Annotated in this window: 17 protein-coding genes; 5 read left to right on the top strand and 12 right to left on the bottom strand. The window is 72.9% G+C overall.

The window, feature by feature from the left end:
* Positions 1-9 precede the first annotated feature (9 nt).
* Genes tsaE through glmS form a run of 6 tightly spaced genes read right to left on the bottom strand, consistent with a single transcriptional unit; the run spans position 10 to position 6,572 of the window.
* Positions 10-483, bottom strand: a complete 474-nt coding sequence (gene tsaE, locus AC3ANM_RS15195; protein ID WP_488285253.1) for a tRNA (adenosine(37)-N6)-threonylcarbamoyltransferase complex ATPase subunit type 1 TsaE — start codon at positions 481-483, stop codon at positions 10-12.
* Positions 473-1,660, bottom strand: a complete 1,188-nt coding sequence (locus AC3ANM_RS15190) for an alpha/beta fold hydrolase (protein ID WP_488285252.1) — start codon at positions 1,658-1,660, stop codon at positions 473-475. Before AC3ANM_RS15190 ends, tsaE begins: the two co-directional genes overlap by 11 nt.
* Entirely contained in the window at positions 1,657-2,832 is a 1,176-nt protein-coding gene (alr, locus tag AC3ANM_RS15185; RefSeq protein WP_488285251.1) for an alanine racemase, read from the bottom strand. The genes AC3ANM_RS15190 and alr overlap by 4 nt, the downstream gene beginning before the upstream one ends.
* Before the next feature lie 13 nt (positions 2,833-2,845).
* The gene (locus AC3ANM_RS15180; protein WP_488285250.1) at positions 2,846-4,327 is read right to left on the bottom strand and encodes an NAD(P)H-hydrate epimerase; all 1,482 of its coding nucleotides are present in this window, start codon (positions 4,325-4,327) and stop codon (positions 2,846-2,848) included.
* A gap of 3 nt (positions 4,328-4,330) precedes the next feature.
* Positions 4,331-4,681 (bottom strand): holo-ACP synthase, encoded by a 351-nt coding sequence (locus AC3ANM_RS15175; protein ID WP_488285249.1) that lies wholly within the window; start codon positions 4,679-4,681, stop codon positions 4,331-4,333.
* Between the two features lie 31 nt (positions 4,682-4,712).
* Positions 4,713-6,572: a glutamine--fructose-6-phosphate transaminase (isomerizing) gene (gene glmS / locus AC3ANM_RS15170; protein WP_488285248.1), complete on the bottom strand. Its 1,860-nt coding sequence runs from the start codon at positions 6,570-6,572 to the stop codon at positions 4,713-4,715.
* A 58-nt stretch (positions 6,573-6,630) separates the two neighbouring features.
* Here glmS and coaA point away from each other — a divergent pair, with 58 nt between their 5' ends.
* Positions 6,631-7,596, top strand: a complete 966-nt coding sequence (coaA, locus tag AC3ANM_RS15165) for a type I pantothenate kinase (RefSeq protein ID WP_488285247.1) — start codon at positions 6,631-6,633, stop codon at positions 7,594-7,596.
* A 39-nt stretch (positions 7,597-7,635) separates the two neighbouring features.
* Entirely contained in the window at positions 7,636-9,024 is a 1,389-nt protein-coding gene (locus AC3ANM_RS15160; protein WP_488285246.1) for a class II fumarate hydratase, read from the top strand.
* 217 nt (positions 9,025-9,241) lie between these two features.
* Here AC3ANM_RS15160 and AC3ANM_RS15155 read toward each other — a convergent pair whose 3' ends face one another.
* From AC3ANM_RS15155 to AC3ANM_RS15145, 3 genes are all read right to left on the bottom strand, one after another.
* Positions 9,242-9,895 (bottom strand): aggregation-promoting factor C-terminal-like domain-containing protein, encoded by a 654-nt coding sequence (locus AC3ANM_RS15155; RefSeq protein ID WP_488285245.1) that lies wholly within the window; start codon positions 9,893-9,895, stop codon positions 9,242-9,244.
* Positions 9,896-10,349: 454 nt separating this feature from the next.
* Complete coding sequence (gene phoH2 / locus AC3ANM_RS15150) at positions 10,350-11,585, bottom strand: RNA 5'-3' helicase PhoH2 (protein ID WP_488287962.1); 1,236 nt, start codon at positions 11,583-11,585, stop codon at positions 10,350-10,352.
* Between the two features lie 480 nt (positions 11,586-12,065).
* Positions 12,066-12,827 carry an isoprenyl transferase gene (locus AC3ANM_RS15145; RefSeq protein WP_488285244.1) on the bottom strand — a complete coding sequence of 254 codons (762 nt, stop codon included), beginning with the start codon at positions 12,825-12,827 and terminating at the stop codon, positions 12,066-12,068.
* 129 nt (positions 12,828-12,956) lie between these two features.
* Between AC3ANM_RS15145 and trhA the strand changes: the two genes are divergently transcribed.
* Positions 12,957-13,691, top strand: a complete 735-nt coding sequence (gene trhA / locus AC3ANM_RS15140) for a PAQR family membrane homeostasis protein TrhA (RefSeq protein WP_488285243.1) — start codon at positions 12,957-12,959, stop codon at positions 13,689-13,691.
* A gap of 97 nt (positions 13,692-13,788) precedes the next feature.
* On the opposite strand, the gene AC3ANM_RS15135 is transcribed toward trhA, so the two are convergent.
* From AC3ANM_RS15135 to mca, 3 genes are all read right to left on the bottom strand, one after another.
* Positions 13,789-14,172: a VOC family protein gene (locus AC3ANM_RS15135; protein WP_488285242.1), complete on the bottom strand. Its 384-nt coding sequence runs from the start codon at positions 14,170-14,172 to the stop codon at positions 13,789-13,791.
* 87 nt (positions 14,173-14,259) lie between these two features.
* Positions 14,260-14,559, bottom strand: coding sequence for a hypothetical protein (locus AC3ANM_RS15130; RefSeq protein WP_488285241.1), 300 nt, complete (start codon positions 14,557-14,559; stop codon positions 14,260-14,262).
* Entirely contained in the window at positions 14,556-15,494 is a 939-nt protein-coding gene (gene mca / locus AC3ANM_RS15125) for a mycothiol conjugate amidase Mca (protein WP_488285240.1), read from the bottom strand. Before mca ends, AC3ANM_RS15130 begins: the two co-directional genes overlap by 4 nt.
* An 89-nt stretch (positions 15,495-15,583) precedes the next feature.
* Here mca and AC3ANM_RS15120 point away from each other — a divergent pair, with 89 nt between their 5' ends.
* Together AC3ANM_RS15120 and greA are read left to right on the top strand one after the other, a co-directional pair.
* Positions 15,584-15,949 carry a DUF4307 domain-containing protein gene (locus AC3ANM_RS15120; protein WP_488285239.1) on the top strand — a complete coding sequence of 122 codons (366 nt, stop codon included), beginning with the start codon at positions 15,584-15,586 and terminating at the stop codon, positions 15,947-15,949.
* Positions 15,950-16,184: 235 nt separating this feature from the next.
* Positions 16,185-16,679: a transcription elongation factor GreA gene (greA, locus tag AC3ANM_RS15115; protein WP_488285238.1), complete on the top strand. Its 495-nt coding sequence runs from the start codon at positions 16,185-16,187 to the stop codon at positions 16,677-16,679.
* Positions 16,680-16,783: the final 104 nt, after the last annotated feature.

Genomic DNA, 16,783 nt, shown 5'->3' with positions numbered 1-16,783 from the left:
GGGGTCAGGCTAACCAGCGAGCAGGGCGTCGAGCTCCGCGGCCGCCGGGCCGGCCCAGCGGTGGCCGTGCCCCTCGATGGTGAGGGTGCGGCGGTCGGTGCCGGTGAGCGTGATCTCGAGGTAGTCCTCGGACAGTCCCTCAGCCAGGCCGTGCCCCCACTCCACGATGGTGACCGAGTCGGCCAGGTCGGCGTCGAGGTCGAGGTCGTCGAGCTCGGCGAAGCCCCCGAGGCGGTAGGCGTCGACGTGGACCAGCGCCGGGCCGCCGACGAGCGAGGGGTGCACCCGGGCGATGACGAAGGTCGGGGAGGTGATCGGCCCGCGCACGCCCAGGCCCTCGGCGATGCCCTGGGTCAGCGTGGTCTTGCCCGCCCCCAGGTCGCCGGTGAGCAGCAGCAGGTCACCCGGCCGGAGCGTGCGGCCCAGCCGCGCGCCCCACGCCTGCGTCTCCTCGACCGTGTCGAGGACCACCTCAGCTGGCACGGCGGCGGCGCCGGCCCTGCACGCGCTCGACCCGGCGCTGCTTGGCCAGGTCGGTGACGGTGCGGCGGACGCGGGGCTTGCGGGTGACGTCGACGTGCTCGGCCCCGGAGCGGCGGGCACGCTCGGCGAGGGAGAGCAGCTGCTCGCTGACGACGTCGGGGTGCTCGAGCATGATGATGTGGCCGGCCTCGTTGACCACGACGTGCTCGGCGCCGGGCACGAGGTGGACGATCTCCTCGCTGTGCTCCGGCGGGGTGAGCAGGTCCTGGGCGCCGTTGAGCACCAACGTCTCCACGCCGATGAACTGCCGGAGCGCCTCGCGCTTGTCGTGCCGGTCGAAGCCGGGCATGAAGCCCGAGACCACGTCCATGCGGGTCCCGAGGATCATGTCGCCGGTGAGGCGCACGATGCCCAGCGGCACCGGCGAGGCGAAGGAGTAGCGGTCGACGAGGAAGTCCTCCAGGCCTCGCCCCGCGCGGCGCGCGGCCGCGACGAGGCCCTCGCGCTCGGCCAGCGAGCCGATGGCGCCGGGGCCGAGCCGGCGGACCAGCTTGCCCATGACGTTGCCCATGCCCCAGTCGACCTCGGAGAGCCCGCCGGGGCTGGTCGCCACGAAGGCCGCACCGATGACGCGCTCCCGGATGAGGGCATGGTGCTCGACGGCGAGGGCCATCATCGTCATGCCGCCCATCGAGTGCCCGACGAGCACGAGCGGCCCCTCGGGGGCGACCTCGGCGATCACCCGGGCCAGGTCGTGGCCGAGCTGGTCGACGTCGTAGGACTCCGGCGACCCGGCACCGGAGCGGCCGTGGCCGCGCTGGTCCCACAGGACCACCCGGTAGCCGGCCTCGGCCAGGGCGCGTCGCTGGAAGACCCAGCAGCGCAGGCTGAGCGTGTAGCCGTGGGAGAAGATCACGGTCGGGGTCGGGCCGGGCATGCCGTCGGCGGCCGGTCCGCGCGGGTGGTCGACCTCGACGTGCAGCGGCACCCCGTCATCGGCGACGACGACACGCTCCTCGTCGGGGGCCTGCTCGTAGCTGTCGGCCGAGTCCAGGGCGACCGCGGTGCTGCGGGCCCGGATCAGCCGCTCGGCGGCCACACCGGCCGCGGCAGCGGCGCCGGCGGCGACGAGACCGACGCCCAGGCCGGCCAGGGTCTTGCCTCGCGCGGGACTCACCGTGCACCTCCGACGTAGACGCGGGGGACCCGCGATCCGATCCTCGTGACGATCTCGTAGGAGATCGTGTCCGTGGCCTGGGCCCAGTCCTCGGCCGTGGGGACGCCGGCGGCGCCCCGGCCGAAGACCACGACCTCGTCACCGGCCCGGACGTCGGCATCGGGGCCGACGTCCACGACGAACTGGTCCATGCAGACCCTGCCTGAGACGGTGTGGCGTCGCCCGCCGAGACTGACCGGCCCGACGTTGGTGGCGTTGCGCGGGATCCCGTCGGCGTAGCCGACCGGCACGAGCGCCAGCGTGGTGTCCCGCTGGGTGACGTACTGGTGGCCGTAGCTGACGCCCTGCCCCGCCGGGACGGCCTTGGTGACCGCGAGGTTGGCGGTGAGCGTCATCGCCTCGGCCAGGCCGAACGAGGCCGGGTCGCCCAGCTGCGGCACCGGTGAGAGGCCGTAGACGGCGATGCCGGGGCGGACCAGGTCGAAGGCGGCCGAGGGGTTGGTCAGCGTGGCGGCGGAGTTGGCCAGGTGGCGGACCTCGAGGTCGCAGCCGGCCCGCTCGACGTCGCGCACCGCCTCCACGAAGCGCTCCTGCTGCAGCCGGACCGTCGGGTGGTCGGGGGCGTCGGCGTAGACGAAGTGCGACCAGACCCCGACGACCCGCACGGCGCCCTCGGCCTCGAGGGCGCGGGCGGCGGCGACCAGGTCGGGCCAGTCCGGGCCGTAGGCGCCGTTGCGGCCCAGGCCCGTGTCGACCTTGAGCTGGATGCGGGCGACGCGTCCGAGCCCGCGGGCGGCTGCGGCGACCTCCTCCAGCGCCCACGTCGCCGAGACCGACAGGTCCACGTCGGCGGCGATGCCCGCGGCGAAGTCGGTGCCGGGTGCGTGGAGCCAGGACAGCACGCGGGCATCGATGCCGGCGGCCCGCAGGGCCAGGGCCTCGGGCAGCTGGGCGACGCCGAGCCAGGTGGCCCCGCCGGCGAGCGCGGCACGGGCGCTGGGCAGGAGGCCGTGGCCGTAGCCGTCGGCCTTGACCACCGCCATGACCTCGGCGGAGCCGGCGTGCTCACGCAGGGTGGCGACGTTGCCGGCGATGGCGTCGAGGTCGACGGTCGCGCGCGCGGGCGCGCCGCCGCTCAGCGCGGTGGACGGGCGTGTGTCGGACGCAGTCATCGCCGACAGTCTCTCAGGAACGGCCCCGCGGTCGGTTCAGCAACCCCGCCACGACCCCCGGTATGGCGTGTGCCACCGCGAGCGCGCGGACCGGGCCTCCCGGGTTGGCCGCGTCCCCGGCCAGGCCGTGCACGAGGGCCGCGAGGCTGCCGGCGTCCAGCGGGGACAGCCCGGCGGCCAGCAGCGTGCCGGCCAGGCCGGCGAGGACGTCGCCGGAGCCAGCCGTGGCCAGCCAGGCGGGGGCGTCGGCCTGGCTGCGCACCGGCAGGTCGTCGTCACCGGGCGGGACCACCAGCGTGGTCGAGCCCTTGAGCAGCACCGTGCAGCCGGTGCGGTCGGCCAGCTCGCGGGCGTGGCGGACGGGTGTGGCCGACACGTGCTCCCGGGTCACCGGGTGGCCGGTGAGCCGCGCCAGCATCCGGGCGAGCTCGCCGGCGTGCGGGGTGAGCAGGGTGGGCGTGGAGCGCGGGCCCTCGATCAGGTCGAGGGCCCCGGCGTCCACGACGCACGGCTCGCCGGAGGCCAGGGCCTCGCGGGCCGCCGCCACCTGGTCGCGGCCGTGCCGCGAGTCGTCCTCGGGGTCCAGCCCCGGCCCGACGACCCAGGCCTGGACCCGTCCCGGGCCGAAGACGGCCTCGGGGACCGCATGGCGCAGGACCGTCGTCGGGGTGGGCGGGCCGACGTAGCGGACCATCCCCGCGCCGGTGCACACCGCTGCGGTCACGGACAGCAGGGCGGCGCCGGTGTAGTGCTCTCCCCCGGCCACGACGCCGAGCACGCCGCGGGAGTACTTGTCGTCGCCGGGCCCGGGCACGGGCCACAGGTCGTGGACGTCGTCGTGGGTCAGGCGCTGCACCGCCGGCGTGGCGTCGACCTCCAGGCCGATGTCGACCACGGTGAGCCGGCCGACCGAGACCTCGGTCGCGGGCAGCAGGTGGACCGGCTTGGCCACCCCGAAGGTGACCGTCTCGTCGGCGAACACCGTGTCGGCCGACCGCTGCTGACCGGTGGGGTCGGTGCCGCTGGGCAGGTCGACGGCGACGACCCAGGCCTCGTCGGGCACCAGGTCCAGCACGGCCTGCGCCGCCGGGGGCAGCCCCGGGCGCCCGCCGATGCCGAGCACCCCGTCGACGACCAGGTCCGCCGCGGCGAGCAACCGCGCGGCCTCGGGCGTGGCCGGGGCGCTGGTGGAGGCGACCACCTCGACCCCGGCCGCCCGCGCGGCCACCAGGCCGCGCTCGTGGACGTGCTCGCTGACGGTGACCACCCCGACCGCCAGGCCCGACTCCGCGAGCCGGGCCGCGGCATACAGGGCGTCGCCACCGTTGTTGCCGCCACCCACGACGGCCACGACGTGGCCCTCCTGCGGGACGCGCGCGGCGACCACCTGGGCCAGTCCGGACGCGGCGCGCTGCATCAGCTCGCCCTCGGGCAGGGCGGCCATCGCCGCCTCCTCGGCGGCGCGGACGTCGGTCACGGCGTAGGCGTCGATCACCGCTCAGCCCTCCGCGATGACCACGGCGGAGGCGATGCCCGCGTCGTGGGACAGGGAGACGTGGAGGCTGTGGATGCCCAGGGCGTCGGCGCGGGCCTGCACGCTGCCGATGATCTGCAGGTGCGGCCGGCCGTCGTCGCCGCGCATGACGGTGACGTCGCTCCAGTGCATGCCCGCCGGGGCACCGAGCGCCTTGGCCAGGGCCTCCTTGGCAGCGAACCGCGCTGCGAGGGAGTTCAGGCCGAGCTCACGCTCGGTCTCGGTGAACAGCCGCTCCAACAGGTTGGGCGTGCGCTCCAGCGTCGCACCGAAGCGCTCGACGTCGACCACGTCGATGCCGACGCCGAGGATCATCCGTCCCGCCCGACCGTCCGCCCGGCCACGGTCACTCGACCGTGACCGACTTGGCCAGGTTGCGCGGCTGGTCGACGTCAAGGCCCTTGGCGGTGGCCAGCTCGCAGGCGAAGACCTGCAGCGGCACCGTGGTGACCAGCGGGGCCAGCAGCGGCGGGGTCTGCGGCACCCGGATCACCACGTCGGCGAACGGCACGACGTCCTCGTCGCCCTCCTCGGCGATGACGAGGGTGCGCGCGCCGCGGGCGCGGATCTCCTGGATGTTGCTGACGACCTTGCCGTGCAGGCCGTGCTCGCTGCTCGGCGAGGGCACGATGACGAACACCGGCTGGCCCGGCTCGATCAGCGCGATCGGGCCGTGCTTGAGCTCGCCGGCGGCGAAGCCCTCGGCGTGGATGTAGGCCAGCTCCTTGAGCTTGAGCGCGCCCTCGAGCGCCACCGGGTAGCCGACGTGGCGGCCCAGGAAGAGCACCGAACGGGTGTCGGCCATGAAGCGGGCGATCTCGCGCACCCGGTCGAGGCCGTCGAGGACCTGCTGGATCTTGCCGGGGACCTCGTGCAGGTCCTTCATCACGGCCTGCGCCTCGTCGGCGTAGGTGCCGCCGCGCAGCTGGGCCAGGTAGAGGCCGAGGATGTAGCAGGCGGTGATCTGGGCCAGGAACGCCTTGGTCGAGGCGACGGCGATCTCGGGGCCGGCATGGGTGTAGAGGACCGCGTCGGACTCGCGCGGGATGGTCGAGCCGTGGGTGTTGCAGACGGCGATGACCTTGGCGCCGAGCTCGCGGGCGTGCTTGACGGCCATGAGGGTGTCCATGGTCTCGCCGGACTGCGAGATGGCCACGACGAGGGTGCGGTCGTTGACCACCGGGTCGCGGTAGCGGAACTCGTGGGCCAGCTCCACCTCGCAGGGGATGCGGCACCAGTGCTCGATCGCGTACTTGGCGACCATGCCGGCGTAGGCGGCGGTGCCGCAGGCGATGATGACGATCTTGTCGACGGCGCGCAGGTCGTCCTCGGAGATGCGCAGCTCGTCGAGGACCAGGCGGCCGGACTGGTCGGTGCGGCCCAGGAGGGTGTCGGCGACCGCGTGCGGCTGCTCGTTGATCTCCTTGGCCATGAAGTTGGGGTAGCCACCCTTCTCCGCCGCCGCGGCGTCCCAGGTGACCTCGTAGTGCTTGCCCTGGGCCGGGGTGCCGTCGAAGTTGATGACGGTGGCCGAGTCGGGGGTGATCGTGACGATCTGGTCCTGGTCGAGCTCGAGCGCGTCGCGGGTGTAGCCGATGAACGCGGAGACGTCGGAGCCGAGGAAGTTCTCGCCCTTGCCGAGGCCGACGACCAGCGGGGAGTTGCGGCGGGCGCCGACGACGACGCCGGGCTGGTCGGCGTGGACGGCCAGCAGGGTGAAGGCGCCCTCGAGGTCCGCGACGACCTGCTGCATCGCCGTGGTCAGGTCGTGGGTCTGCTCGTAGGCCCGGGCCAGCAGGTGGGCGACGACCTCGGTGTCGGTCTCGGAGAGGAACTGCACGCCGTCCTGGACCAGGCCGGACTTCAGCGCGTGGAAGTTCTCGATGATGCCGTTGTGGATGAGGGCGAGCTTGCCGTCCCCGCCACCGCGGTGCGGGTGGGCGTTCTCGTCGGTGGGGCCGCCGTGGGTGGCCCAGCGGGTGTGCCCGATGCCGGTGGAGGACGCCGGGAGCGGGTTCTCGGCGAGCGCCCCGGTGAGGTTGACCAGCTTGCCGGCGCGCTTCTCGGTCGACACGTGGTCACCGGTCACGAGCGCCACGCCGGCCGAGTCGTACCCGCGGTACTCCAGACGGGCCAGCCCCTCGAGCACGACTTCCAGCGCCTTGTCGTCAGCGTTGGGGCCGACGTATCCCACGATTCCGCACATGGCCGTCAGCCTAACGGCCCGGTCACCCCGTCTGCGCACGCCCGGCGGCTCGGACAGAATGGCCGGTGTGCCGCACGCGACCGGACCCAGCCTGCCCTCGCCCTACGTCGAGCTCGACCGTGCGGCGTGGGCGCGGCTGCGTGACCACCACCCGCTGAGCCTCAACGAGGCGGACGTCACCCGCCTGAGCGGGCTCGGCGACCGGCTCGACCTCGAGGAGATCGAGCAGGTCTACCTGCCCATCTCCCGGCTGCTCAACTTCTACGTCGGCGCGACGGCGGGGCTGCACCGCATCACGACCGACTTCCTGGGCGAGGCGCCGGAGCGCACGCCGTTCCTCATCGGCGTGGCCGGCTCGGTGGCGGTGGGCAAGTCCACGACCGCCCGCATCCTGCGCGAGCTGCTGGCCCGCTGGCCGGGGACGCCCCGCGTGGAGCTCATCACCACCGACGGGTTCCTCTACCCCAACGCCGAGCTCGAGCGGCGGGGACTGTTGCAGCGCAAGGGTTTCCCGGAGTCCTACGACCGGCGTGCCCTGCTGCGCTTCGTGGCCGAGGTCAAGGCCGGGCGCGACGAGGTCAGCGCGCCGGTCTACTCCCACCTGACCTACGACATCGTCCCCGACGAGCGGGCCATCGTGCGCCGACCCGACGTGCTCATCGTCGAGGGGCTCAACGTCCTGCAGCCACCCCGGGTCCAGCCCGACGGCCGCGCCGGGCTGTCGGTCAGCGACTTCTTCGACTTCTCGGTCTACGTCGACGCCCGTCCCGAGGACATCAAGCGCTGGTATGTCGAGCGCTTCTTCCGCCTGCGCTCCACCGCCTTCGCCGACCCCGACTCCTACTTCCACCGGTATGCCGCGTTGTCCGACGAGCAGGCCCGAGCAACCGCCGAGCGGATCTGGGACACGATCAACGCACCCAACCTGACCGAGAACGTCCGCCCCACGCGTGGGCGGGCGACCCTGGTCCTGGCCAAGGGCGAGGACCACAGCGTGCGCCGGGTGCGCCTGCGCAAGCTCTGACCCCGGGCGGGGGCCGCGCCTCGGGGTGATGATGGCCCCATGAGCGATCGCGTGGAGCACGACTCGATGGGCGAGGTGCGGGTCCCGGCGGAGGCCCTCTGGGGCGCGCAGACGGCCCGGGCGGTGGAGAACTTCCCCATCTCGGGGCTGCCGGTGCCCGCGCCGATCGTCCACGCCCTGGCCCGGGTCAAGGCGGCGGCCGCCGCCGTCAACGCCGAGCTCGGCGCCCTCGACCCGCAGCTGGCCGCGGTGATCGCCGAGGCGGCGACCGAGGTGGCGCAGGGGCGGCACGACGAGCACTTCCCGGTCGACGTCTTCCAGACCGGCTCGGGGACCTCGACCAACATGAACGTCAACGAGGTCGTCGCCCGGTTGGCGCACCTGCGCAGCGACCTGGCCGTGCACCCCAACGACCACGTCAACGCCGGCCAGTCCAGCAACGACACGTTCCCCACTGCGATCCGGGTCGCCGCCGCCGTGGCCGTGGCCGACGAGCTCGCTCCCGCGCTGGCGCACCTCGCGCAGGCGTTGGGGCGCAAGGAGATCGCCTTCGTCGAGGTGGTCAAGGCCGGGCGCACGCACCTCATGGACGCCGTCCCGGTCACCCTCGGGCAGGAGTTCTCCGGCTACCGCCGCCAGGTCGAGCTCGGCCGCGACCGCGTCCTCGCCGCGGCGGACGGCGTCGCCGAGCTGCCCCTGGGCGGCACCGCGGCCGGCACGGGGCTCAACGCGGCCCCCGGCTTCGCGGCCAGGGTGATCGAGCGGCTCTCGGCCGACACCGGCGTGCCGTTGCGGGAGGCGGCCAACCACTTCGAGGCGCAGTCCACCCAGGACGCCCTCGTCGCCCTCAGCGGGGCGCTGAAGGTGGTCGCGGTGAGCCTCACCAAGATCTGCAACGACCTGCGCTGGATGGGCTCCGGCCCGCGCGCCGGGCTCGGCGAGATCCACCTGCCGGACCTGCAGCCGGGCTCGAGCATCATGCCCGGCAAGGTCAACCCGGTCGTGCCGGAGGCGACGCTCATGGTCTGCGCGCAGGTGATCGGCAACGACCTGACGATCTCGACGGCCGGGGCCAGCGGGGCGTTCGAGCTCAACGTCATGCTGCCGGTCATCGGGCGCAACCTGCTGGAGTCGCTGACCTTCCTGGCGCACGCCGCCCGGCTGCTGGCCGACCGCTGCGTCGACGGGATCACCGCCGACGAGCAGCGCTGCCTGGACCTGGCCCAGGGCTCGCCGGCCATCGTGACGCCGCTGAACCGGTTCATCGGCTACGAGGCGGCCGCCGCGGTCGCCAAGCAGGCCCTGAAGGAGCAGCGCTCGATCCGCGACGTCGTCGTCGAGCGCGGGCACGTGGCCTCCGGGGAGCTCACGGAGGCCCAGCTCGACGAGGCGCTCGACGTCCTCGCCATGACCCGCCCTCCCGCCTGACCCACCCCGCGCGGCTTTGCTCAGCCCAGGCCGCTCGAACAGCCCGTCAGGGGCGCCGGGAGCGGCCTGAGGTGAGCAATCCGGCCTGAGCCGAGCACAGCCCCACCCCGGTATGCCGCGCGGCATACCGGGTCCGTGCCCGACTGCCGCCCGGCACGGACGCGAGCACGCCCCGGACGGCGGGGCCGTCCGGGGCGTGCTGGTGGTGCGGGGTGGCTCAGTACCAGTTCATGGCCTGGGAGTGGCCCCAGGCGCCGCACGGGGTGCCGTAGCGGGACTGGATGTACTGCAGGCCCCACTTGATCTGGGTGGCCGCGTTGGTCTGCCAGTCCGAGCCGACCGAGGCCATCTTGGAGCCGGGCAGCGCCTGGGCGATGCCGTAGGCGCCGGAGCCGGCGTTGATGGCGTGGACGTTCCAGTTGGACTCCTTGGTCCACAGGGAGTCCAGGCAGCCGAACTGGTCGCTGCCCCAGCCGAACTGGCCGAGCATCAGCTTGGCCAGCGCGCGCGGGTTGGCGTTGGCCTGGGCGAGCAGCGCCTGACGCTGCTTCTCGCGCGCGGCGCGGGCCTCGGCCTCACGGCGGGCCTGCGCGGCCGCCTCGGCACGCGCCCGGGCCGCCGCAGCGGCCTTGCCCTCGAGGGCGGCGCGCTGCTGGTTCGCGGCGATCTTCGCCGACGCGAGGTAGGAGTTGTTGTCGATCTGGCTGTCCGACTGCTCGGTCGCCTGGGCGACCGCCTCGGGACTGACGGTGTAGGACGTCGCCGCCGTCTGGTGGTCGTTGGCCGACGCATAGCCCGCCGCCGTGGCGGCGATGGTGGCAAGCGCGGCGCCTGAGGAGATCAGGGGACGCCGGAGAGCTTGGTTGAACACAAATGGCCTTCCGAAGGCCGTGCCCTGCGTGCTGGTGCGGGGGCACGGTGCGTTACCTCGGTGCCGGCCCGCGTAGGACGTGGTCAAGAAATACGCCTCCAGTGTTGTGGGCACACAGCGGTGTGCCCGTGCACGCAGATGCCGTAACGCGGATGCAGCAGGGGGCTACTGCATCAAGAGGCGCCCCGCCATTGGGGCGCCGGCGTTACCTGACCGAGATCTGACCCGATCAACGGTGGCAGCCCCTCCACACGGCACCAAATTGCAGTGCCCCGTCTTGGGGTCTCGGTGAGCACGCAGCGTAACCCACAATCCCGACAATAGGGACCTTTCATCGGGCATGTGGATAAGTCACCCCACGGACCGTCACACACAGTGACGGCGGGCGTGTGAAGGACAGCACGCCCGCCGTCACGGGATCTCGGGACCGAAGTCCCTGCTCAGCGGCCTTGCGTCAGATCTCGAGGCCCTCCAGCAGGTCCGTCACCAGCGCGGCGATCGGGCTGCGCTCGCTGCGCGTGAGCGTGACGTGGGCGAACAGAGGGTGACCCTTGAGCGCCTCGATGACGGCGGCGACGCCGTCGTGGCGACCGACCCGCAGGTTGTCGCGCTGGGCGACGTCGTGGGTCAGGACGACCTTGGAGTTCTGCCCGATGCGGGAGAGCACGGTGAGCAGGACGTTGCGCTCGAGCGACTGGGCCTCGTCGACGATGACGAAGGCGTCGTGGAGCGAGCGGCCCCGGATGTGGGTCAGGGGCAGCACCTCGAGCATCCCCCGGTCCATGACCTCCTCGACCACCTCGTGGGAGACCAGGGCCCCGAGGGTGTCGAAGACCGCCTGCGCCCAAGGCCCCATCTTCTCGGCCTCACTGCCCGGCAGGTAGCCCAGCTCCTGGCCGCCCACGGCATACAGGGGGCGGAAGACGACGACCTTGCGGTGCTGCCGCCGCTCCATGACCGCCTCGAGCCCGGCACACAGGGCCAGCGCGCTCTTGCCGGTGCCGGCGCGGCCGCCGAGGCTGACGATGCCCACGTCGGGGTCGAGCAGGAGGTCGAGGGCGACCCGCTGCTCGGCGCTGCGGCCGTGCAGGCCGAACGCGTCCCGGTCGCCACGCACGAGCCGCACCTGCTTGTCGGCCCCGACCCGTCCCAGCCCGCTGCCACGCGGGGAGAGCAGGACCAGGCCGGTGTGGCAGGGCAGCTCGGCGGCCGCCTCGTGCTCGACCCGGCCGGCGTCGTAGAGCGCGTCCATCTGCTCCACGCTCACGTCGAGCTCGGTCATGCCGGTCCAGCCGGTGTCGACGGCCAGCTCGGCGCGGTACTCCTCGGCGGGCAGGCCGACCGCGGAGGCCTTGACCCGCATCGGCAGGTCCTTGCTGACCAGCGTGACGTCGCAGCCCTCGTTGGCGAGGTTGCGGGCCACGGCCAGGATCCGGGTGTCGTTGTCGCCCAGACGGAAGCCGGCCGGCAGCGAGTCGGCGTCGGTGTGGTTCAGCTCGACGCGCAGGGTGCCGCCGTGGTCGCCGACGGTGACGGGGGCGTCGAGCCGGCCCTCGCGGACCCGCAGCTCGTCGAGGAGGCGCAGGGCCTGGCGGGCGAAGTAGCCCAGCTCGGGGTGGTGACGCTTGCCCTCGAGCTCGGTGACCACGACGACCGGCAGGACCACCTCGTGCTCGGCGAAGCGGAGCATGGCGCGAGGGTCGGAGAGCAGGACCGAGGTGTCCAGCACGAACGTGCGGTGTGTCGCAGGGGTGCGCTTGGTGGCCTTCGTGGGCCGGGTGGGCTGCCGGTCCGCCCCGGGTGCGGGGCTCGCGGACGCTGCGGCGGTGGGGCTGGTCGACGAACGACGGGTCGTGGCCAATTCCGACTCCCTCGGCACAGCGTCTCCGCTGTGCCTCACTCTCGGACCTGGTGCCGGGACCGGGCCCCCACCTGACGGTGGGGCCGGGTCCGGCCCTCCGTCCGGAGCCGGATGCGCTCCATGTGGGGACCTCCCGAACGCGGGGCGGGTGCCCTGCGTCACTGTCGACGGTACGTCGAAACGCGGGTGGTGTGACGACATTTCGGCGGCGCGTCGTCAGGTGTCACCCGACCGTCACCTGCCGTCATCGGCCGTTCGTCGGGACGTTCCGGACCTTCCGGGCAAAGGCCCGCTCCGGTGGGCCAGCGCTCAGGCGCCGAACCGGCGCTCCCGCTCGGCGTAGGCGCGCAGCGCCCGCAGGAAGTCGACGTGGCGGAAGTCGGGCCAGTAGGCCTCGCAGAAGTAGAACTCGCTGTGCGCGCTCTGCCACAGCAGGAAGCCGCCGAGGCGCTGCTCCCCCGAGGTGCGGATCACCAGGTCGGGGTCGGGCTGGCCCTTGGTGTAGAGGTGCTCGGCGATGTGCTCGACGTCCAGGGCCTCGGCCAGCTGCTCGATCGAGGTGCCCTTGGCGGCGTGCTCCTGGAGCATCGAGCGGACCGCGTCGGCGATCTCGCGCCGACCGCCGTAGCCGACCGCCACGTTGACCAGCAGGCCCTCGACGCCGCGGGTGGCGTCCGCGGCCTCCTTGAGGCGCCGCGCGGTCTCCGCGGGGAGCAGGTCGAGCGCCCCCACCGGGTTGATCCGCCACCGGCCGGACTCGGCCAGGTCGGACACGGCGTTCTCGATGATCCGCAGCAGGGGGGTCAGCTCCGCGGCGGGCCGGTTGAGGTTGTCGGTCGAGAGCAGCCAGAGCGTGACGACCTCGACCCCGACCTCCTCGCACCAGCTCAGCAAGGGGGTGATGTTGTCGGCGCCGGCCTGGTGGCCCTGGGCGGTGTTGGCCCCGTTGGCCTTGGCCCAACGCCGGTTGCCGTCGAGCATCACGCCGACGTGACGCGGCATCCGCTCGCGGGGCAGGCGAGCAGCGAGGCGGCGCTCGTACGCGCCGTACAACAGGTTCCGCAGACCCACAGTCGTCCTCCTCGGCCGAGTCCGCGACCACCGTACTCCGCCCGACCGTTCCCCCGGACGCCGCGGCGCGACCGGGATCACAACCTACGTCCTAGTAACTTACGGCAGCGTAGGTTTACCCTGTCGGCCATGAGCTCCCGCCAGCCGCGCACCCCCCTGTCCCCGACCGGCGAGACCGGGAAGGGCCCCGTCGAGACCGCGGTCGAGACGGCCGTCGACGCCCTCAAGCCGCACCTGCGTGGCTGGATCCACGCCGGCACGTTCCCCCTGGCCCTGGCTGCCGGGATCGTGCTGGTCTGCCTGGCCCCCACCGGCACCGCCCGGCTCGGTGCCGCGGTGTTCGCCCTCACGGCCGTCCTGCTGTTCGGTACCTCCGCCGTCTACCACCGGGGCACGTGGTCACCGAAGGTGCAGGGCCTGCTCAAGCGGATGGACCACTCCAACATCTTCCTGATCATCGCCGGCACCTACACGCCCTTCGCCCTGCTGCTCCTGCCGCCGGAGCAGTCCCGGACGCTGCTGGTCATCGTCTGGGGCGGCGCCCTGGCCGGGGTGCTCTTCCGCGTCCTCTGGGTCGGGGCCCCGCGCTGGCTCTACACGCCGGTCTACGTGGCGCTGGGCTGGGTGGCCGTCTTCTACTTCGGCCCGCTGCTCCAGCACGGCGGCGCCGTCGTGATGACCCTCATCGCCGTCGGCGGGCTGCTCTACACCCTCGGCGCCGTCGTCTACGGCACCAAGCGCCCGAACCCCTCGCCCCGCTGGTTCGGCTTCCACGAGGTGTTCCACGTGTTCACCGTGGCGGCGTTCGTCGTGCACTACGTGGCGGCGTCCATGGCGGTCTACTCCGCCGGACCGGCCACCTGAGGGCGCGGTCCGGGAGCCGGGCCGCCCCCAACCCGGCCGCCGCCCACGGGGCCGACGCGAACCGGGCGGACGGTCACGGCCCGGCCGCCGCCCTTGCTCAGCTGCGCGGGGCTGTCTGCCACAGCCCGATCGTGTTGCCCTCGGGGTCCTTGAAGTAGGCGGCCCAGCCCATGTCACCCACCTGCATCTTCGCCGCGACGGTGCTGCCGCCGAGGGTGCCCACGGTCTCCAGCGCCTTGTCGATGTCGTCGACGTCGAGGGTCACCACCGGGTGCGTGAACTCCCCCTCGCGGTGCATCAGCCCACCGCCGATGTAGCCCGGCTCGGTGGGGCCCTGCTCCCCCATGGGCCCCGTGCTGACCATCGTGTAGTTCATGTCCGGCATCGGCTGGATCTGCCAGCCGAAGGCCTCGCGGTAGAACGTCGAGGCGCGCTCGGCGTCGTCGAACGGGATCTCGAAGTGCACGACACGACCGCTCATGGCGGCCACCTCCCACCCTGCCGGGGACGTGCGGTCGATCGACCGCACGTCGCGTGACGCTACGCCGGGGCGTCGCGCGGCAGGGGGCTAAAGGTCCCGGGTCCCGCCGTCGCGGCGGACCTGGCCGTCGGAGCCGGCCTCGTCGTCCTCGCTGTCCTCATCCGGCTCGTCGGTGGCGTGCGTGGCGCCCGCTGCACCCGCACCCGCACCCGCGCCGGGCGCCGCCGGAGCGCCGCCGGCCTTCGCCTCGGCCTCCTCGCGGAAGCTCATCCGTCGCAGCCGGGCGTTCATGTTGCGCATCAGCAGCCACAGGGCGAGGGCGAGGAGGAAGAAGGCCAGGAAGCCCCCCAGCCCGGCCGTGACGTTGGTGCTCACGGTGGTGTTCACGATGCGTCCTTCGTCGTGCCGTCGTAGTGCAGCTCGAGGGTGCCCTTGCGGGCCAGCGCGTCGGCCTCGGCCAGCGAGCCCAGCCCGGCGAACAGGCAGTCCTCGATCGGCTCGACCGGCACGTAGGACAGGGCCGCCTCGAAGTCCTCGGTGGGCCAGATCTCCTGCTGCATCTCCAGAGGCACCATGAACCACGACCCCTCGGGGTCGATCTGGGTGGCGTGGGCCAGCAGCGCCTGGTCGCGGGTCGGGAAGTGCTCCGCGCAGGGGATCCGGGTGGTGATGGTGCGCTCGCCGCGGTCCTCCCAGCGGGCGATCCACTCGCCGTAGGGGGACTCCAGGCCGGCCTGCTCCATCGCGTCGTGGAAGGCCAGGATGCGGCCCTTGCTCAGCGTCTGGTTGTAGTAGATCTTCAGCGGCTGCCAGGCCTCGCCCGCGTGCGGGTATGCCGTGGGGTCGCCGGCCGCGCGGAACGCGGACATGCCCACCACGTGGGTCATGACGTGGTCGGGGTGGGGGTAGCCACCGTTCTCGTCATAGGTGGTCATGACGTGGGGACGGAACTCGCGCACCACCCGCACCAGGGCCTCGGTGGTGACCTCGAGCGGCTCGAGGGCGAAGCATCCCTCGGGCAGCGGCGGCAGGGGGTCGCCCTCGGGCAGGCCGGAGTCGACGAAGCCCAGCCACGTGTGCTGCACCCCGAGGATCTCCTGGGCCTTGGCCATCTCGCGCCGGCGCACCTCGGGCAGGTCCCGCAGGATCTCCGGGTCCTCCTTCAGCGCCGGGTTGAGCACGTCGCCGCGCTCGCCCCCGGTGCACGAGACGACCAGCACCTCGACGCCCTCGGCGACGTACTTGGCCATCGTCGCGGCACCCTTGCTCGACTCGTCGTCGGGGTGCGCGTGCACCGCCATCAGCCGCAGTCCTTCAGCCACCGTGCATACCTCGTGAACCCATGTCGGAGAATGGTCGCGCTCATCATGTCACCCGTCCCGGACGGGCCACCGACGGAAGGTCGTTCCCCGTGCCGCTGCCCCGCCCCGCCCCCGGAACCGGACGCTGGTGGGTCATCGGCACCATCGGCTGTGCGTTCGGCATCGCGATCGCGGTCTGGCTCGGCCTGGCGAGCACCGTGGGGCAGGTGTCCTGGACCGACATCGGCTACCACGTCGTGGACAACTCGCGGGTGGACGTGTCCTACGACGTGCACCGGCCGTCCGGGCGCGACGTCACGTGCGTGATCCGTGCCCTCGACAGCCACTTCGGCGAGGTCGGCTCGGTGCGGGTGCAGATCCCCGGGACCGCGGAGCAGTCCGTGCACCGGGAGACCACGGTGAAGACGACGTCACGGGCGGTGACCGGCGTGGTCAAGACCTGCACGCTCGGCTGACCGAGCCGCCCCGGCGCAGGTCAGGCCCCGCGCGGCGCAGGCCAGGCCCGGCGTGGCGCAGGTCACGCCGGCGGCCGCGATGCGGCGCCCCGCCCCCTTCGCTTGGTAGGCTGTTCGCTTCACACTTGGGTCTGGACCCGGCGACCACGACGGTCGGGGTCCGGACCCGATTGCTTAGTCACCCGGCATACCGGCGCGTTCGCCCGGCCTGCCGGGCCCAACCAAGGAGTCAGACGTGAGCGACACTGCGACCACCACGGGGAGCTTCCTCACCCAGGAGGCGTACGACCGTCTCAAGGCGGAGCTCGAGCAGCTCACCGGCGAGGGCCGCACCGAGATCGCCAAGAAGATCGAGGCGGCCCGCGACGAGGGCGACCTGAAGGAGAACGGCGGCTACCACGCCGCCAAGGAGGAGCAGGGCAAGATGGAGGCCCGCATCCGCCAGCTCACCCAGCTGCTCGAGACGGCCACCGTCGGCGAGGCGCCCAAGAACGACGGCACCGTCGTGCCCGGCATGCTCGTCACCGTCGAGATGTTCGGCGACAAGGAGACGTTCCTGCTCGGCAGCCGCGAGATCACCGAGGGCAGCGGCCTGGAGGTCTTCAGCGAGAAGTCCCCGGTCGGCGGCGCGGTCAACGGCGCCAAGGTCGGCGACACCGTCAGCTACGAGGCCCCCAACGGCAAGAACATCGAGGTCAAGATCCTCGACGCCAAGCCGTATGCCGGCTAGTCACCTCCGCGGGTGACCCCACCCGCCGCACGACGCACGAAGGCCGTCTCCCCGATGCGGGGAGACGGCGTTCTGCGTGCGGGACACACCCGTGCCCTGCGTGC

The organism is Oryzihumus sp. JJN4-3R (assembly GCF_057747915.1).
Note: the sequence above shows the minus strand (reverse complement) of the source record. Positions and strands in the feature narration are given on the sequence as shown.

Bases quoted from the DNA above. Each gene is read 5' to 3' on its own strand.
- alr (WP_488285251.1), bottom strand. From the start codon at position 2,832: ATGACTGCGTCCGACACACGCCCGTCCACCGCGCTGAGCGGCGGCGCG.
- AC3ANM_RS15175 (WP_488285249.1), bottom strand. From the start codon at position 4,681: ATGATCCTCGGCGTCGGCATCGACGTGGTCGACGTCGAGCGCTTCGGT.
- glmS (WP_488285248.1), bottom strand. From the start codon at position 6,572: ATGTGCGGAATCGTGGGATACGTCGGCCCCAACGCTGACGACAAGGCG.
- coaA (WP_488285247.1), top strand. From the start codon at position 6,631: ATGGCCGGTGTGCCGCACGCGACCGGACCCAGCCTGCCCTCGCCCTAC.
- AC3ANM_RS15160 (WP_488285246.1), top strand. From the start codon at position 7,636: ATGAGCGATCGCGTGGAGCACGACTCGATGGGCGAGGTGCGGGTCCCG.
- phoH2 (WP_488287962.1), bottom strand. From the start codon at position 11,585: ATGCTCCGCTTCGCCGAGCACGAGGTGGTCCTGCCGGTCGTCGTGGTC.
- trhA (WP_488285243.1), top strand. From the start codon at position 12,957: ATGAGCTCCCGCCAGCCGCGCACCCCCCTGTCCCCGACCGGCGAGACC.
- AC3ANM_RS15135 (WP_488285242.1), bottom strand. From the start codon at position 14,172: ATGAGCGGTCGTGTCGTGCACTTCGAGATCCCGTTCGACGACGCCGAG.